This window comes from Bradyrhizobium sp. BTAi1, assembly GCF_000015165.1.
In the GTDB taxonomy this organism is placed as follows: Bacteria; Pseudomonadota; Alphaproteobacteria; order Rhizobiales; family Xanthobacteraceae; genus Bradyrhizobium; species Bradyrhizobium denitrificans.
On sequence record NC_009485.1, the window covers coordinates 1,586,597 to 1,610,146 of the forward strand.

Genomic DNA, 23,550 nt, shown 5'->3' on the forward strand with positions numbered 1-23,550 from the left:
CGGCAACTGAGCGCATTGGCGCCAGGTCATTCAGTGCGATCGATTTGCTTTGCTGCTGTTGACGTCAAACGGACGCCAGGCCGATCACCATTGCTGAACTCGATCCCCGCGGACTCCAAAGCTCGACGCAGCTTGTCGACGGTCCCGGTATAGGCCGATATCGGTCCGGGAGTGCGTTCGATCCGTTTGATGGTTTCCAGCGAGACGCCGGATTTCTCCGCGAGGTCGCGCTGTTCGATCCGAAGCATGGCACGCGCCGCTCTGATTTGTTCGCTGGTCAACATTACGCCCCAAGTGTAAGTTTTTGCGCCCGAGGTGTTGACACATCAGGGGCAAAGGATTACTCTGGTAGCGTAACATCGATGCCCTTGCGGGCAAACAATGCCGCGTGCGCGCCCCACAGATATCGGTGGGGGCGTCGACGGCGCATGGCGCCAATTTGACCATGAAGATCAATAAGATGTTTCGTGGCCGAGTGTGCAATGTAGAGCGTGTCATGAGCAATGACTCCGCTGAGATCAGCCTTGATCAGCTGCCGGTCGGCTCCGCGGCCTCCTCGCTAGAGGACGACTCCCGGCTGCTCGCGCTTGAAAGGCAATTCAACGCGATCTTCGCAGAGTTGCTTGCGTTGGATCGGTTGCGCCACAATCAGAAAACACGTCAAGGTGCTGCTCCGCAGCGACCGGAGCAATCGACCGGCCAGACGAGCCTCGAGGAGCACGCCTGTGAGGAAGCCGTAGCACGTCGGATCGAACCTGTTCTCGCCCGTCTCTACCCAATCGAACGGGCGATCATGGAGACGCAAGCGCGCACAATCGCTGGGTTGGGTCTAAAAGCACGTCATGCAGCCCACGTGATGTCCCAGTACTGGGAAGACCCTCTTGACCAGATTGATTGGGATGCGCAAGCGGTCCGTCTGCTAATCGAAGCAGTCTGCGACGTAGGGGGCACGCCACTGCCATTTCGCCATGCGGGCGACAACGATGATTGCGCCACACGTCGAAGCTCCTTGCAAGGCGCGCCGGGAATGGAAGAAGGCGAATGAGCATCGTATCGATCATGGCCGCGATTCTCGAAGATGAATTGCGAGAGCACGGCATTCTCACGCTGACCCAGCTCGATTGCGAGACAATGGTCCACAACATGATCGAACGTACGGCCGAGCTTGCGGTAGACATCAAACAGCATCGACTGGAGCCGAACCCAAGCGACGGAACCTAGTAGTCTGCTCAGAACCTGACAAAGCCGCACGCGCTTTCCTCTCCGGACAGGACGGATTTGTGGGCGGCAACCTGAGCAGCGATAGGGATTCTCACTGGCCCTGGCGTTCTTTGCGTTGCCGATTGACGATGCCGAACACTCCTTGTCATTTCTTTTTATACGCCAGGGTACTCACGCGATAATTGCCTCGTTGCAGCGGCTCGCTGCTTGCCTTCTCTGATCATCCCATCTGAGGCCGCTCGGGACGGCCTAGTTGGTGGGGACGGCACTGGTGAATCATCCCATTCAATCGAAAGCGGTTTCGCGTGGAGCGCGCATGCTGCGCACCGCGTTCGGCTCAGCTATCGCCCGCTTTCTTGAAGATTCGACCGTCGTCGAGGTGATGCTTAACCCCGACGGGCGATTGTGGATCGACCGCCTGTCTGTCGGTTTGGCAGACACCGGACGATTCGTGTCGGCCCAGGACGGGGAGCGCATTGTCCGATTGGTCGCTCATCACGTGGGTGCCGAGGTTCACGCAGGCAGCCCGCGCGTCTCGGCTGAATTACCGGAGACAGGGGAGCGCTTCGAGGGACTATTGCCGCCGGTGGTCGCGGCCCCGTCCTTCGCTATTCGCAAGCCAGCGGTCGCCGTGTTCACGCTCGACGACTATGTCGCCCAAGGAATCATGATCTCGTGCCAAGCCGACGCTTTGCGTCGCGCGGTTGGGGCACGCAAGAATATTCTCGTGGCTGGTGGTACCTCCAGCGGCAAGACGACGCTGACCAACGCGCTATTGGCGGAGGTTGCCAAGACTTCGGATCGGGTCATCCTCATTGAAGACACGCGAGAGCTGCAGTGCAAGGCACCGAATTTGGTGGCGCTCCGCACCAAGGATGGCGTGATCTCGTTATCGGAGCTTGTCCGATCGTCGCTGCGTCTGCGCCCCGATCGGATTCCGATCGGCGAAGTGCGCGGTCCGGAGGCTCTCGATTTGCTCAAGGCCTGGGGCACAGGTCATCCCGGGGGCATCGGCACCATCCACGCCGGCAGCGCGATTGGTACTTTGCGCCGGCTCGAGCAACTCATTCAAGAAGCGGTTGTCACCGTGCCGCGCGACCTGATTGCGGAAACCATCAACGTCATCGCTGTGCTTTCCGGCCGCGGCAACGAACGCCGGCTCACCGAGCTCGCCAGTGTCGAAGGTCTCGGAGCTTCGGGCGACTACGTTCTTTCAGCCATAGGGGACCCATCATGAAGTTCAATCAATCGGGCATGCGAGGGATTGTAGGGGCGGCCGCGTTCGCAATCACCTACCTTACCATCACTTCAGCATCGGCTGCCGGCTCCAACATGCCGTGGGAGCAACCGCTCAACCAGATCCTGCAATCGGTTGAGGGCCCCGTCGCCAAGATCGTCGGCGTCATCATCATCATCGTCACCGGACTCTCGCTCGCGCTAGGCGATACGTCCGGGGGCTTCCGCAAGTTGATCCAGATTGTGTTCGGCCTGTCGATCGCGTTTGCGGCCTCGAGTTTCTTCCTGTCGTTTTTTTCATTCGGCGGGGGAGTTGTGATCTGATGGACGGACAGATCCCAGGATTTGAAGCACCGGTCCATCGCGCGCTGACCGAGCCGATCCTGATGGGCGGGGCGCCACGCTCGATCGCCATCGTTAACGGCACGCTCGCTGCTGCCCTCGGTATTGGTCTGCGCCTCTGGGTCGCGGGCCTCCTGCTTTGGTTCGTTGGTCACATGGTCGCTGTCTGGGTGACCAAGCGCGACCCTGCCTTTGTCGAGGTCGTCCGCCGGCATCTCCGGATCCCCGGTTATCTCAACACATGAGGTCTTCTATGATGAATCTCGCCGAATACCGCCGATCCAATACCCGGCTCGCTGACTTCCTGCCGTGGGCCGCTCTTGTCGATGAAGGAATCGTCCTGAACAAGGATGGGTCGTTTCAGCGCACGGCGAGATTTCGGGGACCGGACCTCGATAGTGCGGTGCCGGCCGAGCTCGTTGCTGTCGCCGGCCGTCTCAACAATGCGCTGCGGCGCCTGGAATCAGGCTGGGCGATCTTTGTCGAGGCGCAACGCCATTCCACTGGCAGCTATCCCCCGAATACATTTCCCGATGCGGCTTCCGCCCTCGTCGATGCAGAGCGGCGAGCACAATTCGAGGAGGCCGGCGCCCACTACGAGTCGAGCTATTTCCTCACGTTTCTCTATCTGCCGCCGCCAGAAGGAACGGCGAAAACGGAACGGCTGCTCTACGAAGGGAGCAACCGCACCGTCGATGCCGATGGGCGCGAAATCCTCCGTGGGTTCGTGGATCGGACTAATCGTGTTCTGCAGCTGGTGGAAGGCTTCATGCCGGAGTGCGCCTGGCTTGATGACGAGGAGACGCTCACCTACCTGCATTCGACGATCTCGACCAAGCGACATCGGGTCAGGGTGCCCGAGATCCCCATGTATCTCGACGCGCTGCTCGCCGATCAGCCGCTAACCGGTGGTCTTGAGCCGATGCTCGGGTCGGCGCATCTGCGCATCCTGACGGTGGTCGGGTTTCCGACGGCGACCACGCCCGGAATTCTCGACGACCTGAACCGGCTTCCGTTCACCTATCGCTGGTCGACCCGCGCGATCATGCTCGACAAGGCCGATGCAACAAAGCTCCTGACCAGGATCAGGCGGCAATGGTTCGCCAAACGGAAGTCGGTGGCCGCGATCCTCAAGGAGATCATGACCAACGAGGCTTCTGCTCTTCTCGATACCGATGCCCACAACAAGGCAATGGATGCAGACGCGGCGCTGCAGGAATTGGGCTCCGACCAGATTGGAGAAGCTTTCGTTACGGCGACGATCTCAGTCTGGGATGGCGAGCCCGCGAGCGCCGACGAGAAGCTCCGCCTGGTCGAAAAGGTGATCCAGGGACGCGATTTCACCTGCATGATCGAGACGGTCAATGCTGTCGAGGCCTGGCTTGGCAGCGTCCCGGGCCATGTCTACGCCAACGTCCGTCAGCCCCCGATCTCGACTTTGAACTTGGCGCACATGATCCCGCTGTCCGCGGTGTGGGCCGGCGAGCCCAGGGACCATCATTTTAAGGCTCCGCCTTTATTCTTGGCCAAAACGGAAGGATCGACCCCGTTTCGATTTTCACTCCACGTTGGTGACGTCGGGCATACGCTGGTGGTCGGGCCGACAGGAGCGGGTAAGTCGGTGCTGCTGGCGCTGATGGCGCTGCAGTTTCGGAGGTATCCGGAATCGCAGATTTTTGCGTTCGATTTTGGGGGATCCATCCGTGCTGCCGCGATCGCCATGGGCGGCGACTGGCATGACCTCGGTGGAGCTGTCACTGGGGAGACTTCTGAGTCCGTCTTTCTTCAGCCTCTTGCCGGTATCGATGATATCGGCGAGCGCGCCTGGGCGACGGACTGGATCGGTTCAATCCTAAGCCGTGAACGCATTGAGGTCACCCCCGAAGCCAAGGAGCATATCTGGTCGGCTTTGAGCTCGTTAGCCTCCGCGCCGGTCGAAGAACGCACGCTTACTGGTTTCTCCGTTCTGCTGCAATCGAACGTTCTGAAGCGGTCCCTGCAGCCCTATTGCATCGGCGGCCCTTATGATCGTCTGCTCGATGCCGAAAATGAACGGTTGGGAGCGTCATCCGTCCAGGTCTTCGAGACGGATGGCTTGATTGGTACCGCTGTTGCGCCCGCAGTTCTGGCTTATCTGTTTCACCGGATCGAGAGCCGCTTTGATGGTCGGCCGACCCTGCTCATCATCGACGAAGGGTGGCTCGCCCTCGACGACGCGGACTTTGCCGGACGGCTGCGCGAGTGGCTGAAGACGCTGCGCAAGAAGAATGCCTCGGTCATCTTCGCCACCCAATCGTTAGCGGATATCGACGGCTCAGCGATCGCGCCGGCTATTATCGAGAGCTGTCCGACACGGATCTTGCTCCCGAACGACCGCGCCATCGAGCCACAGATCATGGCGATCTATCGGCGCTTTGGGCTGAACGACCGGCAGATCGAGATCCTGGCTCGCGCCATACCCAAGCGCGACTACTACTGCCAGTCGCGTCGCGGCAATCGTCTGTTCGAACTTGGTCTAGGCGAGGTTGCGCTTGCCTTCACCGCGGCTTCTTCAAAGGCCGATCAGGCGCTGATCGAACAAGTCCTTGCCGAACACGGCCGCGATGGTTTTGCGTCCGGATGGTTGAAGGCACGCGATATTGCCTGGGCGACCGACCTCATCCCTCATCTTGCTCAATTGGAGGCGTCCAAATGAAGCGCCTGTGTCGTCTTGCCGCCGTCGGCGTCATTGCGGTCACCCTAATCGTTGGCTGCAGGCCTTGTTCGGCGCAGTTGGTTGTGTTCGACCCCAACAATTATGCGCAGAACGTGCTGACTGCAGCTCGTACCCTGCAACAGGTCAACAACCAGATCGTGTCGCTGCAAAATCAGGCGCAGATGCTGATCAACCAGGCGAAGAATTTGGCCACGCTGCCGTTTTCGTCGTTGTTGCAGCTGGAGCAATCGATCCTGCGAACCCAGCAGCTTCTCGCCCAAGCTCAGCGCATCGCCTATGACATCCAGCAGATCGATCGTGCTTTCTCTACGACCTATGCGTCCGCATCATCGAGCGTTTCGGACCAGGCGTTGATAGCGAACGCGCAAAGCCGTTGGCAGAATGCAATGGCGGGCTTGCAGGATGCTTTGCGGACACAAGCCACGGTCGTCGGCAACCTCGACACCAACCGCACCGAGATGTCCGCTCTTGTCACCTCGAGCCAGGGGGCGACCGGCGCGCTGCAAGCGGCCCAGGCCGGCAATCAGCTTTTGGCGCTGCAGGCCCAGCAGCTTGCCGATCTCACGGCGGTCATCGCGGCTCATTCGCGCGCACAAAACCTGGAGTCCGCGCAGCATGCGGCCGCCCAGGACCAGGGCAGGGAGCAACTGCGGCGTTTCCTGACCCATGGCGCCGGCTATCAACCCACAACCGTGCAGATGTTTCACTGATGAAAACGAAAATGGTCCAACGAACTCCAACCTTCTCAGCCGTCGTGCTGGTTCTCCTTGTCGTCGCTGCCTGCGCGATTCGGCTACACGGCGGCGGGGAGCAGACGAACAAACCCGTGTCCGCCGACCTGACATTCGTTCCATTGCTGCCGAAGCTCACGGAATGCCGCTCTGTAACCAACGAGGAGAATGACGCTCTGCCCGAGTGTCTGAAAGCCTCGAATGAGAACCATCGCCAGTTTCACGGGCAGAAAGCTCCAGCAACGTCCGATACCAGGGCGGCCCAAGCGGGCTCCTCGTTGTTCGTTGCCCCGAAGGACGAGAGCCGTCTGCCATCTGATTCCCCTCCGATCCAGCCGACCGACAAGGAGTGAACGATGGGTGGCACGGGAATCATTGATCAGTTTCTGGAGACGTTCACCCGGTACATCGATTCCGGGTTTGGCCTGCTCGGGGGCGAAGTCGGATATCTTGCCACGACGCTCGCGGCAATCGACGTCACGCTTGCCGGCCTATTCTGGGCATGGGGGGCGGATGAGGACATTCTGGCCCGGGTCGTCAAGAAGACCTTGTTTGTCGGCGTCTTCGCGTTCCTGATCGGCAATTGGAGCAGCCTCGCACGCATCGTCTTCGAGAGCTTTGCCGGCTTGGGGCTGAAAGCTTCCGGCACTGGCCTTTCCACGGCCGACTTCTTGCGGCCAGGAAAGATTGCTCAGGTTGGGCTCGATGCCGGACGACCGATTCTCGATTCGATCTCAGGGCTGATGGGCTATGTCAGCTTCTTCGAGAACTTCGTCCAGATCTCGGTGCTGTTGTTTGCCTGGATCGTGGTGCTGCTGGCGTTCTTTATTCTGGCCATCCAGCTCTTCATCACCCTCATCGAGTTCAAGCTGACGACGCTCGCGGGCTTCGTGCTGATCCCATTCGGTCTGTTCGGCAAGACCGACTTTGCCGCCGAGCGCGTGCTGGGCAACGTGATTTCGTCGGGCGTCAAGGTTCTGGTGCTGGCCGTCATCGTCGGTATCGGGTCGACGCTGTTTACCCAGTTCACGGCCGGTTTTGGTGGCAATCAGCCGACCATCGATAACGCCATGGCGCTCGTGCTCGGAGCCCTTGCCCTTCTGGGCCTTGGCATCTTTGGACCGGGAATTGCCAACGGCATCGTGTCGGGCGGACCACAGCTCGGTGCCGGCGCCGCAGTCGGCACCGGCTTGGCCGCAGGCGGTGCCGTCGTTGCGGGCGCGGGTCTTGCCACCGGTGGTGTCGGAATGGCCGGCGGCGCGCTGCTGGGCGGAGCCCGTGGGGTCGCCTCGGTTGCGAGCGGGGCAACCAGTGCCTACCGAGCCGGAGGACTGTCGGGTGTCGCGAGCGCAGGCGGCTCGGCGATTGTCAGCCCGCTGCGCCGTATGGCTGCGAGCTTCGCAAGCAGCTCGTCAACGAGTGATGCAGCACCGGCCTGGGCGCGCCGGATGAAACGTGCGCAGACGGTCAATCAAGGGGCATCCGCTGCCACTCATGCTGTCCGCAGTGGTGATAGCGCAGGTAGCGGGGCTTCCGTTGATCTGTCCGAGGGAGGACACTGATGTTCAAGCGGCCATCCGTGCACTACGGCAGCACGCCGCAGCCCGTAACGCCCTATCAGAAGGCAGCACAAGTCTGGGATGAGCGGATTGGTTCGGCCCGGGTCCAAGCCAGGAACTGGCGGTTGATGGCATTTGGATGCCTGTTGCTGTCCGGCGGGCTCGCCGCGGCTCTCGTCTGGGAATCCACCCAAGGCACGATCACTCCGTGGGTCGTGCAGGTTGATCATCTCGGCCAGGCCCAGGCGGTTGCGCCGGCAAGTTCCTCCTATCAGCCGACTGATCCGCAAATTGCGTTTCATCTCGCGCGGTTTATCGAGGATGTACGGGGCTTGCCGACCGACGCCATCGTGCTGCGGCAGGACTGGCTCAGAGCCTACGATTTCACGACCGATCGTGGCGCCGCCGCGTTGAACGATTACGCCCGAACGAACGATCCCTTTGTCAAGCTCGGCAACACCCAGGTCGCGGTCGAGATTTCCAGCGTCATCCGCGCCTCACCGCAAAGCTTTCGAGTGGCATGGACCGAGCGCCGTTACGACAGCGGCCAGCTCGCTGCGACCGAGCGCTGGACCGCGATCCTTTCCGTGATCATCGAAACCCCGCGCGACACCGATCGCCTGCGCAAGAATCCGCTTGGCGTTTATGTCAATTCCATCAACTGGTCGAAGGAGCTTGGCCAGTGAGAAAGCCTGCACCGTTGTCGGTTGGTCTGAAGCGCAATAGCGGCCCCGTTGGTCTCGTCGTTCTCGTAACGGCCGCGCTCTCCGGCTGCACAACGTTCAAGCCCCCGCAGGTCAGCTATGATAACGACCTACAATCGTCCCCCGATCTCCCAATGGCGGCGGACGAACGCGCGCGCCCGCTGCACGTCCCGCCGCCCTGGACACCAACCCGCGGCGGTAAGAAGGGCGATGAGGAGGCCAACGAGCCGGCGGACCGGATCGCGACGGCCAATGATGCCGCGCGGGTCGAGCCGCGGCGGGCAGGGTACTTCAACGCCGTCCAGGTGTTTCCTTACAGCCCCGGCGCGCTCTATCAGATCTATGCCTCGCCCGGCCAGATTACCGATATCGCGCTCGAGCCGGGCGAGCAGCTGACCGGTTCGGGACCACTTGCCGCCGGCGACACCGTACGCTGGATCGTCGGCGATACCGAAAGCGGCAACGGAGATACCAGGCGCGTCCACATCATGGTCAAGCCGACGCGGACCGCTATCGAGACAAATCTCGTCGTCAACACCGACCGGCGGACTTACCTCATCGAGCTGCGCTCCCGCGAAAGGCCATACATGCCGTCGGTCGCCTGGTTTTACCCCGAAGACCGAAGGGACCGCTCCAAGGCTTTGCCCCCAACTCCGCTCATCCCGGCGATAGACCAGCGCCGCTACCGCTACGTCGTTGAGGGCGACAACCCGCCCTGGCGGCCAGTCAATGCGTATGATGACGGCCGAAAGGTCTATATCGAATTCTCGCCCGGGATCGCACAGGGCGAAATGCCGCCGCTGTTCGTCGTCGGCCAGGACGGCAAACCGGAGCTCGTCAACTATCGCGTCTACAAAAATATCCTGATTGCCGACCGTCTGTTTGCCGCGGCCGAACTGCGCCTTGGCGGAGAGAAGCAACAGATAGTGCGGATTGCGAGGAACGACGGAGGCCGATCGTGACGGACAATGGTTCAAGCGAGCGCGTCAGTCCTTCAACTGGACCAAGATCGGCGTCGACTGATCATACGCAGGCCGTACGATTGGCTACAGAGCGTCCCAAGATCACGCGGCTCTCCCGCAAAATTCTTGCAGGCGGCAGCACGCTGGCTTTGCTGCTCGTCGCCGGCGCGGTGCTATGGGCCTTGGGCAACCCGCCGCACAATCCCGCACTGGGCGAACTCTACAGCACAGACCATCACAACGTGGCAGACGGTCTGACGAAGTTACCGCAAGACTATGGCGGCGTTTCACACGAGACCACCCGATCTGGACCGCCGAAGCTGGGTGACCCGGCGCCCGCCAGCGCAACGGCGGCATCAGCAATCGGCCTTGACGCTGAACAACAACGTGCCAACCAGGAAACCGAGGCAGCTCGGACCAGCAAAGTCTTTGCATCGACAACCGCGCCGCCGACGTCGCCGCATGCTGCATCTCAGGAGACGGCCACCAACGCCACGGCATCATCCTCGGACGAAACCTTCACGCAGAATGGGCAGGATCGCAAGCAACTGTTCGTCAATGCTCCCATCGATCGGCGGACCACGGCGCCCGACAGGCTTCTGCGTCCTGCATCTCCATACGTCGTTCAAGCGGGGACCATCATTCCGGCAGCGCTCATGACCGGGATTCGCTCTGATCTCCCCGGCCAAATCACCGCACAAGTGACAGAGGCGGTCTATGATACTCCTTCTGGCCGTGCAAAACTTATCCCGCAAGGCGCAAGACTCATAGGAATCTATGATAGCCAGGTCGCATTTGGCCAGTCTCGGGTGCTGTTGGTGTGGACGCGTCTGATCATGCCGGATGGTCGATCGATCGTGCTGGAACGGCAACAGGGAACGGATGCGGGCGGGTATTCCGGTCTCGAGGACGACGTCGACAATCACTGGGCTGAGCTGTTCAAGGCGGCGCTGCTGTCAACCACCCTTGGCGTGGGAGCGGAGCTTGGCTCTGGTGCGGATAGCGGCAGCAACACCGATATTGTTCACGCGCTCCGCCTGACCGGGGCGAATTCCTTGAACCAGACTGGACAACAAGTCGTTCGAAGGAACCTCAATATTCAGCCAACCCTGACAATTCGGCCTGGCTTCCCGATACGAGTGATCGTCAATCGTGACCTGGTGATTGAACCATGAAGCGAATGATACAACCGACTAAGCTCAAGATCGCGGCCATTGAAGATGATATGCCAGTTAGTCTGACCGTGCGGATGCCGCCCAGCACTCATCGCGATCTGGTCGCCTATGCCGAAATTCTAAAGCTCGAAAGTGGAAAAGCGGTCGATCCGACATCACTGATAGTGCCCATGCTGACGCGCTTCATGGCCACTGATCGAGCGTTTGCCCGAGCCAGAAGAAAGCAACTTCAGACGGGGAAAGATGCCGGATAGCGTTCATTCAATAACTTGATGAAATCCCTTAGCGGCGGACTTTCGTTATCCTCCCTCCATGCTGCGGCGAACTCGAGGCGGCTTGGTCCGGTTCCGTCCCGGACTTCTCGATACGTCAACCCGGGGAAATTGGCGCCGATGTCTGACTCGAGCACAAGACTTAAGCCTAGCCCCATGGCGACCAGGCTCTTGAGGACCCCACGGCTAACGTCGTGCCGTTCGATCCGCAGGCGATCGCTTGTTGACGTAAGCTTTGTGGTCAACAGTCCTTCCAGCTCGCGGCCCGGATCATACTGACTTAGCAAGATGGTCTGGTCTTGCAGATCCGTCCAGTAGACGACATCCTGCGCAGCAAGGGCATGGCTCTCCGGCAGAACGACCAGGATGCGCTCACTCCAAAGTCGCATTACCTTGCTGTAAAAGGAAGGTGCGTCACCTGTTACAATGTGAATGTCGATGGCTCCGTTGCGAAGCGCGGTCACAAGCCGCGCTCTCGATCGCTCGATAGTCCCAAGCTGCACATGCGGAAATCTCGTTCGAAATTCGAGCAACGTCGCACGAAGGTTGCCGGTCGTCAGTGACGTGCAGAATCCGACGGTGAGTCGCCCCGATTCGCCCCGTCCATTTGCTTGGGACACCGCTATGATCATATCCATCTGATCAAGTACGGATCGCGCCATGCGGAGAAATTGACGTCCCGCGTCGGTTGCCTGAACGCCGCCGCTCGTTCGTGCAAACACCGCTACCCCAAGCGTGTCTTCGAGTTGACGAATGGAGCGGCTGATAGTGGATTGCTTTATCAGCAATGCTTCGGCGGCTTGTCGGATGCTGCCGTAATCCGCTGCTATCACCGCATATCTGAGCTGCCGAAGGTCAAGACCCGAAATTGCGCTGCCGCCGTGCGGCCTATTATTGGAATAGGGCATAAAAATACGTCGGTGCTGTAGCGAAACCACAACAATTGCACCACGAGTCCTAGCGATTGCGGCGCTGAGCGCTGTGACCGCGAGTAGGAGAACTGAAACTCCGGCATGGCCTCTAAGGCTCTTAATGGTAATTAGATACCAAAAACTTAATTGTAAGTAAATTTCAGTGCTCGCGGACTGCTTTCAAGTTGCCCGGTCATCTAGCAGAGGCGTCGCTGCGAGATCGCAAAATGCGACCTTCGCGGATCGCCAGGTCGCTCGGGACGGTTCGTTTCAGCGCTACGCTTGTTGTGCGATAGGCCATGGGAGGAGTAACCGAGGGGTCTACTGGATAGGTGATGAAGGAGCGGGATCGTCGAGCATTGAATAGCTCAGCTTATTTCATCAGACGATCGAACGGAGCCGGGCGTGTCCGGAAATGACTTCATATTGTGCAGTCGATAGACGTTCGTCAGCAGTATGTTTGGGTACCTGTCTGTTCGCCAAGTCAAATGTATATCGGACGCATTGACCAACGATTTGCGTTGGCGCAACGCGAACACATAGGCAAAAATTGAATCAACCTGGCAACTCGACGCCTTCGCCTAAAACGCAGTTTCGAGTTTGTAGCCCGGCTCGGGGTGAAGCCGTTTCGGCTGCCGCGGTACTCCCATCGATCAGGTCACCGGGCGCAAGCAGACGGAACGCGCCCTTCATCGGCTCAATCGGACGCTCAGAACCCTCGGCGCGGCTGACGCAGCAGCCGTGCGCGCAACAACCGAGCAGGAATTGCTCGATGAAATGTGTAGGGTCGGCGTGGAATGCAGCGGTTATCGCCTGGCCTGGATCGGGTTTGCCGAACACGACGAGGCCAAGTCGGTACGGCCGGTGGCATGGGCTGGCGAGCATCCCGAATTTGTTCAAACGGCGAAGATCACCTGGGCGGACACCGAGAAGGGACGGGGCCCGACCGGGACCGCGATTTGGACCGGTGAAGCGCAGATCAACCAGGACGTCGCGACCAATCCGGCCATGGCGCCCTGGCGCGAGGACATACTCAGGTTCGGTTTTTACGCCAGCATCTCGCTGCCTCTCAAGACTAAATCGGAAGTGTTCGGCAACCTCGCTTTCTATGCAGGAGAACAGGATGCCTTCGGCCCGGAGGAGGTCGGCCTGCTGAAGGAGCTGGCCGGAGATCTTGCGTTCGGAATTTCAGCGCGGCGCGACCGTGTCGGGCACGAGGCGGCGCTCTCCGCCGTGCAGGAAAACCTGAAAGCGACCGTCCAGGCGATCGCCGCCGCAGTTGAGATGCGCGACGTTTACACGGCAGGCCATCAGCGCCGCGTGGTTGATCTTGCGGTCGCAATCGCGCGCGCGATCGGTCTGACAGAGGAGCAGGTCGAGGGCATCTTCCTTGCAGGCCTGATTCACGATGTCGGCAAGATCAACGTGCCGGCCGAGATACTGACCAAGCCGGGCAGTTTGCGCTGCTCGAATTCCAGATGGTCCAGACCCACGCGCAAACCGGATATGACATCGTAAAGGGTATCAAGTTTCCCTGGTCCGTCGCCCAAGCCATCCTGCAGCATCACGAGCGGCTCGACGGCTCGGGCTACCCGAACCACCTCAAAGGCGAGGACATCCTGATCGAGGCCAAGATCCTGGCGGTCGCCGATGTAGTCGACGCGATGATGTCGCATCGTCCCTATCGCGCCGGGCTCGGTCTCGATGCGGCTCTGGCCGAGATCGAGGCCGGGAAAAACCACATTTACGACCCCGCGGCTGTCGACGCCTGCGTCGCCCTCTTCCGCCAGAAGGGCTTCAAGTTCAATTGAATCAAGTTCGATTGAATTGCACGCCGCTATCGGCGTTGGCGGCGGCCAGGGTGAACCGCCTCGTTGTTCTCGCGAGGGGCTGGACCCCTTGATTCAAATCAAAATCATCTTCCTAGTAGTGAATATATTGCAACCTAACGTTAAGTTGCATTGATGCTGGGGCCGCCAGAAAGTCCTTTCAATGTTTTTGCGCAACGTCCTGCTTGCCTTAGGCGGTGTCTTGGTGCTCGTCGGAGCTGGACTCTTCATCGCGTGGTTCAGCCAGATGAGAAGCCGCCCCGTCGCGGTAGTCGAAAGATCGGTCGAAAGCCGACCGGCAGTTCTGGTGGCGGCCCGTACAATCGCCCTCGGCACATTGTTGCGAAAAGAGGATATCGCCTGGAAGGACGTGATGCCGGGTGAGGTTCGCCCCGGATATCTCATGCGTGGCCAAGTTTCGGAAGCGGAATTCTTGGGCGCGATCAGTCGGCGCAATTTTGCCCAGGACGAGCCGCTGATTGCGAGCGAGTTCGTCAAGCCCGGCGATCGGCAATTTCTCGCTGCAGTGCTCAAGCCGGGGAGCCGCGCCATATCGATTTTCGTTGATGCGGCGCAAAGCGCGGCGGGGATGGCTTTGCCCGGCGATCGTGTGGATGTGATATTGACGCAAAGCTTCGGCGAACAAGCAACCGATCCCGGGCGCAAGACGGTCAGCGAGACCATGCTGCGCGACGTACGGGTGATCGCCATCGATCAGTCTCTGACCCCGTCGACCAACGTAGCGGCTGCGATTAGCACCGAGGCCCGTATTCCGAAGACAGTCACGCTCGAGCTGCTTGAACGGCAAGCGGAGGCGCTCATGGTTGCCGCGCAGCTGGGCAAGTTTCAGCTTGCGGTTCTGCCCCTTGAGCGCGTAGCCGTCGAGCATCCTGAAGAACAGACGGAGGCCGGGCCAGTCTGGGCATCGGATGTCTCGCCTGCTCTCAGGGAGGTCGGGCCACCGGCGCTACGGAAATGCAATCCGGATGAGTCGCTTTCCGGGAGCTCGCTCGAATGCCTGGTCCGCCGTCCACCCAACTCGTCTGGCGGCAGCGCGCCCTTTTTTGACCCGGCAAGTCATCGCGCCCGGTAACGTCGAGAGAGGCCCAAAGTGATGGATACGCCCGGACAAGATCCCGGCCTGACCCACGCCCAGGAAGCTGCGCCGGTTGCGACGGTTTTTGTATCCGATCAGGACTCCGAGGGAGTCATCCGTCAATCGCTCAGCGATCTTGGTATCGACGATGCCGAGTTCAAGAAAGGTACGGTCGAAACCGCAACTGCCTACCTCGCCACGCAACCGTCACCGCGTCTTCTCTTTGTGGACCTGAGCGGCGTCGATGACCCGGTCGTGCATATTTATGAGCTTGCGGACCGATGCGAACCGAGCGTCAGCGTCGTGGTGATCGGCGACAGGAACGACATCATTCTCTACCGCGACCTAAAAAACGCCGGTGTGAGCGAATATTTCTTCAAGCCTTTGATCATCGACGCGGTTAAAGCAACCTGCAACCGCATTCTGAACGACGGGCGCGAACATTCGCCGAGTCAACGCACCGGCAAGCTCGTCTTCGTGATCGGCGTCCGCGGCGGCGTCGGAGCCACCACGATCGCAGCTAACGCGGCCTGGTATTTGGCTGAGAAAAAGCAACGCTGGGTCATGCTTGTCGATCTCGACCTGCACAATGGCGACGCTGCGCTGCAATTTGATTCGACGCCGGGCCATGCGCTCAGCGAAGCGTTCGAAAAGCCTGAGCGCGTCGACAGGCTCTTTCTCGAACGCGGAACGATACATGTGCGCGAGCGTCTCGATTTGCTGGCGTCTCTTGAACCGCTGAGCGAGAGCACGACGCTAGCCGAAGGCGCCGTGCTCTCGCTGCTGGGAAAATTGCTGCACCGGTATCGTTTCGTCTTTGTCGACTTGCCGTCGATCGTCGCGTTGGGGCTGGCTCAGGTGCTGCATCAGCCGAGCGTCTGTGTCCTGGTCAGCGATGCCAGTCTGGCGTCGGCGCGAGAACTATCGCGCTGGCGCGAATGGATCGGGCCCAATTCTGCCGAGCGCCGGACGCTGCATGTTCTCAACATGAACGGAGCCGACGGAGCGCTACCGCAAGCCGAGTTCATTCGTGCGGTTGGCCAGGCCCCCGATATCATCATCCCGTATGATCGGGACATCGCGATTGCCTCAAAATTTGGTGTGAAGGCCACACGGAAATGCGCTGTGCTCAACCGTGGTCTGGCGCGGTTGCTCCGCGACTTTACGGGAGAGACTGACGGGCCAACGCGTTCGATATTCAGTCGGATCTTTGGTTGACATGGGCCAGTTCGGCAGAAAAACCGCCAGCGAAACGCCTGCCGCGGAGCTGGCTCCGACGAACCTGCGGCAGGCAACCGCGGTCGCCGATGCCCTGATGAAGGCCTCGACGAGGCCGACGGTCTCCGAGGCGAAGGACTTCATCCGCGACCAGATTTTTCTGCGTATCGAGCCATTGGTTGCGGTGCGGATCAGCCAGCAAGACCTGATGGTCTCCGTCAATAAATTGGTGGCCGAGATCGCGACTGGACGAAAAATCCTCCTGAACCAGGATGAGCAGCGCGTTCTCAGCGCCAGCATCGTCGACGAAATGGTCGGACTCGGACCGATCGAGCCGCTCCTACGGGATCTGTCGGTAGCCGATATCCTCGTCAACGGGCCGCGCATGATCTATGTGGAGCGGCGGGGCAAGCTGGAGTTGACCAAGCTGCAATTTCGCAGCGATGCGCACGTTCTGCATGTGGCGCAACGCATTGCATCGTCGATCGGCAGGCGCATCGATGAATCAAGTCCCATGCTGGACGCAAGATTGGCGGATGGCAGTCGTGTCAACGTGATCATTCCGCCGCTCAGCCTCAGAGGTCCTTGTATTTCGATCCGCAAGTTTTCCAGGTCCATGATGGATTTCGCAAGCTTTGTCACCGGAGGTACGCTTTCGCCGGAGCTCGCAAGCGCGCTCGAGATCGCCGCGCGTTGTCGTCTGAACATTATCATCTCCGGCGGTACCGGCTCCGGTAAAACGACCCTGCTCAACTCTCTTTCGCGCATGATCGATCCGGGCGAGCGCATCATCACGATAGAAGATGCTGCCGAGCTCCAGCTTCAGCAGGCTCACGTCATTCAACTGGAGATGCGTCCGCCCAATGTCGAAGGGCGCGGCGAAATCAGCCAGCGTGACCTGATGCGCAACGCCCTTCGAATGCGGCCGGACCGGATCATCGTGGGGGAGGTTCGTGGAGCAGAGGCGTTTGACATGATGCAGGCGATGAGCACAGGGCATAACGGCTCCATGTCGACGGTTCATGCCAACTCCGCGCGCGATGCGTTGGGACGTATCGAGAACATGATCCTGATGGGAAGCGGCAATTTGCCGATGCGGGCGATTCGCACCCAGATCGTCAGCGCGCTCGACCTTGTGGTGCATGCCGAGCGCATGCGCGATGGGGTTCGCCGGGTGACCGAAGTTGCGGAGGTTGTCGGATTGGAAGGGGAGGTCATCACCCTCGGTTCGTTGTTCACCTACAAATACCAGGGCGAAAACCCGGATGGCACCCTCCGCGGAGGTTTCGAACCGACGCAGGTCCGGCCGCAATTTCTTTCGCGGCTGGAATATTTCGGATTAGCCTCTGCGTTCTTGCGGTCGCTTGGCGTTCTGGAGAAAGCAACCGAGGAATAGACTCATGTCGTCCGTCATCGGGTTGGCGCTTGTTCTGCTGCTGATCGGCGGGGTCGTACTGACGGCGGCGCTGCTGATGGGCCGAAGAACACGCCTGGAGATAGAGAAACGCGTGAACCTTGTCGCTGGCAAAAGGGAGACGCCGGGGTTCGCGGACGGGCTCGGCGAGCTGTTGAAAACCAGAAAATTCGACGCGCGGGTGCGGCGCATATTCACGATCGGAATCAAATACACTTGGGCAATGCGGTCCGGCGCGCTCAAGCTCCTGCTAATAGCCGCCCTATCGGCCGGCGGGATGTGGTTCCTGACTCAGCAGCTCCTCGGTCTCTCGTCATTGCTCGCGGTGGCGGCGAGCGCGGCTGCGTCATTCTTCGCGCCGCGCCTTCTTCTTTCCCGGGAGCAGAAGCAGACCGAACGCATGTTCGTCGACTTGTTTCCGGACGCGGTCGACACCGTCGCTCGCATGCTCCGGGCCGGCCTGCCGATCACGGTGGCGATGCGGACTGTCGCTGTCGACGGATCCCCACCCGTCAGCAGAGTATTCGGCTTGATCGCCGATGAGCTGCGAATTGGCGTTCCGCTCGAGGAAGCCCTGGATACAAACAGCCGGGAAATAGGGCTGCCGGATTTTCGCTTTTTTGCCGTAGCCATGACGCTGCAGTTTGCGACCGGAGGCAACCTCACGGCGACGCTGGAAAGTCTTTCCGACATCATACGCAAACGCCGCGCGGCCCGCCTCAAGGCCAAAGCCGCCACCGGTGAAATTCGCCTCACCGCTTATACTCTCGGAGCGATACCGATTCTGACCACCGGAGCGTTGCTCGTCGTCCAACCGCGCTATCTCACCCCCTTATGGACGGACCCGCGCGGCCATTTGATTCTCGTGCTGGCTGGCGCTCTGTTGCTGCTATCGTTCCTTACGATGCGGAAGATGATGCGCAGCGTAACCAACGCGTGACGGAAGTAGAGGCGAAGCCATGAATGCGTGGCAGCTCTGGAACTCTCTGACTTTCGCTGACCTGATGGGGCTGTTTGGCATAATTGTGCTGGCTGCGGGTGGCGCGGTTCTGATTGCTTCCAGCATTCTGGTGCATGCGGACGCGCTGGCGCGGCGCGTCAATCTGGCCCTGCCGCAAGCCGCGATGGCAGAGGCTGCAGCGCCGGGAGAGGCACATCCAACGATCGTGCAGCAGCTTCCTTCGCTGGCGGTCGGCGTCTCGAAGACGGAGCTGCAGCAGATCATCCGGCTGTTTTCGTACCTCCGTGTGCCGGCCGATCGGGCAATGTCATATTTTGTCGTCGCCAGGGTTGTTTTTGCCTTGAGCTTTGCCACATTGACAGCCGCGGCGGCGGTGCATTGGGCCTTCTCTGGGGCGCGCTGGTGGCTGCCGATCATGGCTGCGATCGTAGCCGCGATCGTGGGCTGGATTTCACCGATCTTCTATATCGATCACGTTGTCAGGCAGCAGACCAAGGCCGTCGCGTCAGGGCTGCCGGATGCGCTCGAATTGCTGGTGGTCTGCGTCGAGGCCGGTTTGTCTCTCGAGGAAGGGCTTCATAGGGTCGCTCACGAGCTCAGGGAGGCGCAACCGGCGCTCGCCGATGAACTCGTTCTGACCTGGGCGGAAATCAATGTCCTGCCCAGTCGCGCGCAGGCGCTCACCAATTTCGCTGCTCGCAACGACATTCCGAGCGTGCGATCAGTCGTGAGCATGCTGTCCCAGAGCCTGCAACTCGGAACGCCACTTGCCCAATCGCTGCGGGTGGGGGCAGTGGAAATGCGCAATGACCAGATGATGCTGTTGGAAGAGCGGGCAAGCCGGCTGCCGGCGATGCTGACCATTCCGGTGATGCTGTTCATCATGCCTACGGTCTTTCTGCTCGTCGGCGGACCGGCTGCCCTGCGATTGATCGATATGTTCCAGCGTGGGTTTCATTGAAGCGGTCATTGGCGACGGGAAAGCCGGAGCGTCCGGCCATGCCGGCGAAATCGAACCGCGGGCGATGGGCGACGGGGCATTTGGGCAACACCTGGACGGTATTGCGATGATAGCGTCAAGTGCGCCCTCGTCCGCCATTGACATTAATCTAATTTCAACAAAAGGTTGCATCTCTTTGTAAAATCGCTTTTGGGCATTTGCTTCGAGCTGGAGCATGAGGTTTGTCGCTTTCGAGCGAATGAGTCGCAATTGAATCCGCCGCTTGGGGGATGGCTGTTATTTTGGTTGGGCGGCAATTGAATGGCTGGCGCGCTCGTTCCGTGTTCGATGGCGGCGCCAGGGATCACGATGCATGGGACTTGGCCAGCCGCGCCGAACGTTCCGAAAATGGCTTTGTCTAATATCCCGAAAGAGGCAGGCATGTTCCACAGGTTGGTAGGCGGTATTGGCCTGGCCCCACAAAGCGGAACGCCATCGGTGTTCAGAGGACTTTTTTCGGGCCGCGTGGTGATGGGCTACACGTGGGCAGCCGTGGCTTTGATGGCTGCGACCATCAGCATCGGGATCTACGGCATCGGTCCGGCGAGGTCGCAGGTGCGCGTGGTTCAGGATGACCCTGTGCCAGCGCGGCAGATTTCGGTGACGCGCGACAAGTCGCGCACGATCAAACTGGATAAGCCATTTGCCTCGGCGCTCGTTGGAGCTCCAGATATTGCCGATGTTCTGCCGATGTCCGATCGCATAGTCTACATTCAGGGAAAAAAAATCGGAACCACCAACGTTACCCTATTCGATCAAGACAAGAATGTGATCGGCGTGATCGGACTGGAAGTCACGATCGATATCCAGAATATCGCTAGCAAGATTCGCTCCGGAACGAACAGCCCCGGCATCCGCGTCTCCAGTAGCAACAACCAGATTGTGTTGAGCGGCGAGGCGAGGGATGCCGTGGATGCCGAAAAGGCAGTCGCGATCGCCAGGGGAATGGCGACGCCGCCGGAAGGAAAGGATCCAGAAAAATACGTCATCAACGCGATGCGCGTCGCTGCGTCGCAGCAAGTGATGTTGAGAGTTCGTTTCATCGAAGTGAGCCGCCAGGCGGAGCGGGAAATCGGCGTGAACTGGTTCGGTGCCAATGCCAGCGGAACACGTGGCATCAATACCGGAACGGGCGCCATCAGCCAGGCTGGCCCCACGGCTACGAGCGCCGGGGTTCCCGTGTTCAACACAATCGGAACGTTCGCTGGAAGCACCTTGAGCGCGCCCTTCGGCGTTGGGCTTTTCAATCTTGCTAACAAGGGCGGCAGCGTCGACGTTCTTATCACTGCGCTGGAAAAGAAAGGACTCGCAAGGCGGCTCGCGGAGCCGGATCTCGTCGCTCTTTCCGGCGATACGGCGAGCTTTCTCGCGGGCGGAGAATATCCCGTGCCTTCCGTGCAGTCCTCGTCGGGCACGACCCCTGTCATCACCGTATTGTACAAGCCATTCGGCGTGCAGTTGACGTTCGTTCCAACCGTGCTCGCTAGCGGAATTATCAATCTGCGCCTGACGCCTTCGGTCAGCGAGCTCGATTACACGAACGCCGTTGCGATCTCCGGTACTCTTGTCCCGGCGTTGAGCAAACGCGAGGCGCGGACGGCGATCGAACTGCGCGACGGGCAGAGCTTCGCGATTGCCGGTCTTCTTCAGTCGGATAATTTGCGGGACGTCGGACAACTGCCCTGGCTCGGTTCGGTGCCCGTTCTCGGGACGCTGTTCCGCAGCACGTCGTACCAGCAGAAAGAGACTGATCTCGTGGTGATCGTCACGCCTCATCTTGTCGCGCCAGCGGCTCCGGGCCAGGCCCTGGCGACGCCATTTGACAAACAGCTTCCCGGCAACGATGTCGACCTGTTCCTGATGGGCCGACCGGAAGTCCGCAAGCAATATACCGATTACCTGACATCTGGTGGGGCGAATGTAGGGCCCTATGGTCACATGATGCCCCTCGAACCGAAATGATGGCGCGACGTTGGGAAGGAAGGTTCGAATGACGAAAATGACCGGCTTGGTCGCACTCCTGATCCTGATCGCCTCTGGCGATGCGCGGGCGGCGGACTACCCGTTTTGGGATGAAATGGCTCGGTATTTTCAGCGGATCGATACGATTTCGGTGACCTCCGGTGACGCCAGAGAGGTGAATGCGGTCACCCACATCATCGCCCCTTGGCCGCGCCATGTCCGTAACCGGCGCATTCCCGCAAATGGCGAGCGCATGGTCGGTGCAGTCACACGCTACCGGAACCCGGGTGGTCCGGGTACGGCCGCGGCTGCGCCGACCCTCGCCCCGATCATTATTCCAACCGCGAGCAGTAGTGGCGGTGGCGGCGGGGGAGGCTATGGCGGCGGGCAGTAGGGCGCGCGGGACAATCACCCGGATGCAGCTCTAGCCGGAACTCTCCCGAGTTGAAGCGCCCGGGCACCAGTTACAGACTCTAGCATCCGCTTTCCGAAATTCGTGAGTCGTTGCTACCGTATTCCCACACGAGATTCGGAAAGTCATGGGTACTAGCAAGCTTATGGTTCTAGCACCGCTTTTCGAGATGTCCCTGAGACGAATTCGCGGCAGGTGGTGCACGAACTTCAGATCGGCGGACGAAGGGCATTTCGAATCGATATGGCGCGCATTTTTCATTTGTTGTCTGCAGGACTGCTCACAATCGCGCTTGGAGGGTGCGAAACCGTAGCGGGCTCGGTCGCGGTCGTCGACGATGCAGGAACCACCGTGACGATCTCAGAGCCTGGGGACGTCAAATATTATCCTTCAGATGAACCCTTGCGGTTGGGCGAGGAATATTTCAATCGCGGGATTTACGGAACAGCCGAGAAGTATTTCCAGAGTGCGGTCGAAAAGGCTCCGAAGGACGTGAGTGCATGGATCGGACTTGCCGCTAGCTATGACCGCCTTGGGCGTTTCGATCTGGCGGACCACGCGTATGGCCAAGCCATCAAGCTGGGTGGAGAAACCACGCAAATTCTCAATAACCTTGGTTACTCCTACATGCTGCGCGGAAAACTGACCGCCGCTCGGACGAAATTCATGGAAGCTTACCGGCGTGAACCTGATAACCCGACGGTTCTCAACAACATCAATCTGCTGAATTCAAGCTATCGATTCATTGAGCGCGAGCTGCCTCCGCAGTAGATGTATTCTGTATCGAGCGGGGCTGGCGGCGCGGAGCGTTGCGTTGCATCGAACACAATCATCTCGCCATGACCGACGCTTCAATCGGAATCAGAGGGCAGCCGTTTCGACGAGACCCCGGCGCAGGAACTCGGTGGCGCGTTCGGCTAGCACGGCCTTGCTGAAGTAAAAGCCTTGCCCGACCAGGCAGCCGGCGGAGACAAGGAAATCGAGCTGGACCTTGGTCTGAACGTCCTCCGCAACGACATTGATGCCGAGTTCACGCGCCAGACTCAGCATCACCCTGGTAATCGCGATAGCGCTGGCGTTTTCCGGGATGCCGAGGATGAAGCGCTGCGCCAGCTTGAGACGGTCCACCGGATAGGCACTCAAATAGGCGAGAGAGGAGTACCCGGTCCCGAAGTCGTCGATCGCAATACTCGCCCCGAGCCGCGGGACCCGTGCCAGGGCATCGCCATGTATCTGCGTGGTTTCCATCAAGACGGACTCGGTAAGCTCGAGTTCGATTTCGCCGGGACCAATGCTCCATCGTTTCAGGTCCTCAGCCAAATCCTCCTCGAACCCCGTGCAAATGCACAACTCCGCCGCGGAGACGTTGATCGCCAGGCGAGATGGGGCGATTCCCTGGTCCCGCCAGGCCTTGAACTGCCGGCATGCCTGATCCAACACCCAGTGACCAAGGGGGCAGATCGTCCCTGTTTGTTCCGCAAGGGGAATGAAGAGATCGGGCAATAGCAGGCCGCGTCGCGGGTGGTTCCAGCGAACCAGCGCTTCCAGCCCGACGATCCGGCCGGAGGTACGCTCGACCTGTGGCTGGTAGTAGAGTTCGAGCTCATGGTTATCGAGCGCGGCGCGCAGTTCGTTGGTCAGCGTGAAATGTTCGCGCACTTCCCGGTCGAGTTCCTCGGCGTGGAAGCAATAGCGGTTACGGCCTTCGTCCTTTGCCCGATAGAGTGCGAGATCGGCCTGGGTTAGCATCGTCTCAGGTTCCGCAATCGCCGGATCGCAGAATGAGATTCCGGTGCTTACCGTGATGTGAATCTCGGACGCGGATCGGC

At 60.0% G+C, this 23,550-nt stretch carries 24 protein-coding genes and 1 pseudogene; 22 read left to right on the forward strand and 3 right to left on the reverse strand.

The genetic code is table 11. From position 1 onward, the window contains the following. Window positions 1-26 precede the first annotated feature (26 nt). Entirely contained in the window at window positions 27-284 is a 258-nt protein-coding gene (locus BBTA_RS06990) for a helix-turn-helix domain-containing protein (RefSeq protein WP_012041754.1), read from the reverse strand. A gap of 212 nt (window positions 285-496) precedes the next feature. On the opposite strand from BBTA_RS06990, the gene BBTA_RS06995 reads away from it, so the two are divergent. The 13 genes from BBTA_RS06995 (at window position 497) to BBTA_RS07055 (ending at window position 10,900) form a co-directional block, all read left to right on the forward strand. Continuing rightward, the gene (locus BBTA_RS06995; protein WP_148221408.1) at window positions 497-1,045 is read left to right on the forward strand and encodes a hypothetical protein; all 549 of its coding nucleotides are present in this window, start codon (window positions 497-499) and stop codon (window positions 1,043-1,045) included. Further along, window positions 1,042-1,221 (forward strand): hypothetical protein, encoded by a 180-nt coding sequence (locus tag BBTA_RS07000; protein ID WP_041750416.1) that lies wholly within the window; start codon window positions 1,042-1,044, stop codon window positions 1,219-1,221. The genes BBTA_RS06995 and BBTA_RS07000 overlap by 4 nt, the downstream gene beginning before the upstream one ends. Before the next feature lie 316 nt (window positions 1,222-1,537). Then, the gene (gene trbB / locus BBTA_RS07005) at window positions 1,538-2,458 is read left to right on the forward strand and encodes a P-type conjugative transfer ATPase TrbB (RefSeq protein ID WP_049795323.1); all 921 of its coding nucleotides are present in this window, start codon (window positions 1,538-1,540) and stop codon (window positions 2,456-2,458) included. Further along, on the forward strand, window positions 2,455-2,781 hold the full coding sequence (locus tag BBTA_RS07010) for a TrbC/VirB2 family protein (RefSeq protein WP_012041757.1): 327 nt from the start codon (window positions 2,455-2,457) through the stop codon (window positions 2,779-2,781). Before trbB ends, BBTA_RS07010 begins: the two co-directional genes overlap by 4 nt. Next, window positions 2,781-3,044 carry a VirB3 family type IV secretion system protein gene (locus tag BBTA_RS07015; RefSeq protein WP_012041758.1) on the forward strand — a complete coding sequence of 88 codons (264 nt, stop codon included), beginning with the start codon at window positions 2,781-2,783 and terminating at the stop codon, window positions 3,042-3,044. The genes BBTA_RS07010 and BBTA_RS07015 overlap by 1 nt, the downstream gene beginning before the upstream one ends. Window positions 3,045-3,052: 8 nt before the next feature. Further along, on the forward strand, window positions 3,053-5,494 hold the full coding sequence (gene trbE, locus BBTA_RS07020) for a conjugal transfer protein TrbE (protein ID WP_012041759.1): 2,442 nt from the start codon (window positions 3,053-3,055) through the stop codon (window positions 5,492-5,494). After that, entirely contained in the window at window positions 5,491-6,225 is a 735-nt protein-coding gene (gene trbJ / locus BBTA_RS07025) for a P-type conjugative transfer protein TrbJ (protein ID WP_012041760.1), read from the forward strand. The genes trbE and trbJ overlap by 4 nt, the downstream gene beginning before the upstream one ends. Then, a complete protein-coding gene (trbK-alt, locus tag BBTA_RS07030) occupies window positions 6,225-6,599 on the forward strand; it encodes a putative entry exclusion protein TrbK-alt (protein ID WP_041750417.1) in 375 nt (124 codons plus the stop codon). Before trbJ ends, trbK-alt begins: the two co-directional genes overlap by 1 nt. Window positions 6,600-6,602: 3 nt before the next feature. After that, window positions 6,603-7,808 carry a P-type conjugative transfer protein TrbL gene (gene trbL / locus BBTA_RS07035; protein ID WP_012041761.1) on the forward strand — a complete coding sequence of 402 codons (1,206 nt, stop codon included), beginning with the start codon at window positions 6,603-6,605 and terminating at the stop codon, window positions 7,806-7,808. Then, window positions 7,808-8,491: a conjugal transfer protein TrbF gene (gene trbF, locus BBTA_RS07040; protein ID WP_012041762.1), complete on the forward strand. Its 684-nt coding sequence runs from the start codon at window positions 7,808-7,810 to the stop codon at window positions 8,489-8,491. Before trbL ends, trbF begins: the two co-directional genes overlap by 1 nt. Window positions 8,492-8,517: 26 nt before the next feature. Beyond that, entirely contained in the window at window positions 8,518-9,471 is a 954-nt protein-coding gene (gene trbG, locus BBTA_RS07045; protein WP_371260204.1) for a P-type conjugative transfer protein TrbG, read from the forward strand. Next, on the forward strand, window positions 9,468-10,646 hold the full coding sequence (locus BBTA_RS07050; protein ID WP_012041764.1) for a TrbI/VirB10 family protein: 1,179 nt from the start codon (window positions 9,468-9,470) through the stop codon (window positions 10,644-10,646). Before trbG ends, BBTA_RS07050 begins: the two co-directional genes overlap by 4 nt. Then, entirely contained in the window at window positions 10,643-10,900 is a 258-nt protein-coding gene (locus BBTA_RS07055; protein ID WP_041750418.1) for a DUF2274 domain-containing protein, read from the forward strand. The genes BBTA_RS07050 and BBTA_RS07055 overlap by 4 nt, the downstream gene beginning before the upstream one ends. On the opposite strand, the gene BBTA_RS07060 is transcribed toward BBTA_RS07055, so the two are convergent. Further along, a complete protein-coding gene (locus BBTA_RS07060; protein ID WP_041750419.1) occupies window positions 10,876-11,826 on the reverse strand; it encodes a LysR family transcriptional regulator in 951 nt (316 codons plus the stop codon). The two genes, BBTA_RS07055 and BBTA_RS07060, sit on opposite strands and share 25 nt — an antisense overlap. Before the next feature lie 651 nt (window positions 11,827-12,477). Here BBTA_RS07060 and BBTA_RS38075 point away from each other — a divergent pair. The 9 genes and pseudogenes from BBTA_RS38075 to BBTA_RS07105 all read left to right on the forward strand — a co-directional run bounded on the left by BBTA_RS38075 (window position 12,478) and on the right by BBTA_RS07105 (window position 22,492). Beyond that, window positions 12,478-13,640 (forward strand): annotated as a pseudogene (locus BBTA_RS38075) (HD domain-containing phosphohydrolase). A gap of 181 nt (window positions 13,641-13,821) precedes the next feature. Then, window positions 13,822-14,751, forward strand: a complete 930-nt coding sequence (gene cpaB / locus BBTA_RS38085) for a Flp pilus assembly protein CpaB (RefSeq protein ID WP_012041769.1) — start codon at window positions 13,822-13,824, stop codon at window positions 14,749-14,751. A 21-nt stretch (window positions 14,752-14,772) separates the two neighbouring features. Next, the gene (locus BBTA_RS07075) at window positions 14,773-15,972 is read left to right on the forward strand and encodes a cellulose synthase operon protein YhjQ/BcsQ (protein ID WP_148221409.1); all 1,200 of its coding nucleotides are present in this window, start codon (window positions 14,773-14,775) and stop codon (window positions 15,970-15,972) included. Window position 15,973: 1 nt separating this feature from the next. Next, entirely contained in the window at window positions 15,974-17,368 is a 1,395-nt protein-coding gene (locus BBTA_RS07080; RefSeq protein ID WP_041750420.1) for a CpaF family protein, read from the forward strand. 4 nt (window positions 17,369-17,372) lie between these two features. Further along, window positions 17,373-18,326 (forward strand): type II secretion system F family protein, encoded by a 954-nt coding sequence (locus BBTA_RS07085; protein ID WP_049795325.1) that lies wholly within the window; start codon window positions 17,373-17,375, stop codon window positions 18,324-18,326. A gap of 19 nt (window positions 18,327-18,345) precedes the next feature. Next, window positions 18,346-19,308 (forward strand): type II secretion system F family protein, encoded by a 963-nt coding sequence (locus BBTA_RS07090; protein WP_012041773.1) that lies wholly within the window; start codon window positions 18,346-18,348, stop codon window positions 19,306-19,308. 300 nt (window positions 19,309-19,608) lie between these two features. Then, window positions 19,609-21,309: a type II and III secretion system protein family protein gene (locus BBTA_RS07095; RefSeq protein ID WP_244424381.1), complete on the forward strand. Its 1,701-nt coding sequence runs from the start codon at window positions 19,609-19,611 to the stop codon at window positions 21,307-21,309. A 28-nt stretch (window positions 21,310-21,337) separates the two neighbouring features. Then, window positions 21,338-21,703 (forward strand): hypothetical protein, encoded by a 366-nt coding sequence (locus tag BBTA_RS07100; RefSeq protein ID WP_041750421.1) that lies wholly within the window; start codon window positions 21,338-21,340, stop codon window positions 21,701-21,703. A gap of 213 nt (window positions 21,704-21,916) precedes the next feature. Then, window positions 21,917-22,492, forward strand: coding sequence for a tetratricopeptide repeat protein (locus tag BBTA_RS07105; RefSeq protein WP_244424382.1), 576 nt, complete (start codon window positions 21,917-21,919; stop codon window positions 22,490-22,492). Between the two features lie 90 nt (window positions 22,493-22,582). On the opposite strand, the gene BBTA_RS07110 is transcribed toward BBTA_RS07105, so the two are convergent. Then, the gene (locus tag BBTA_RS07110; RefSeq protein WP_012041777.1) at window positions 22,583-23,470 is read right to left on the reverse strand and encodes a bifunctional diguanylate cyclase/phosphodiesterase; all 888 of its coding nucleotides are present in this window, start codon (window positions 23,468-23,470) and stop codon (window positions 22,583-22,585) included. Window positions 23,471-23,550 lie beyond the last annotated feature (80 nt).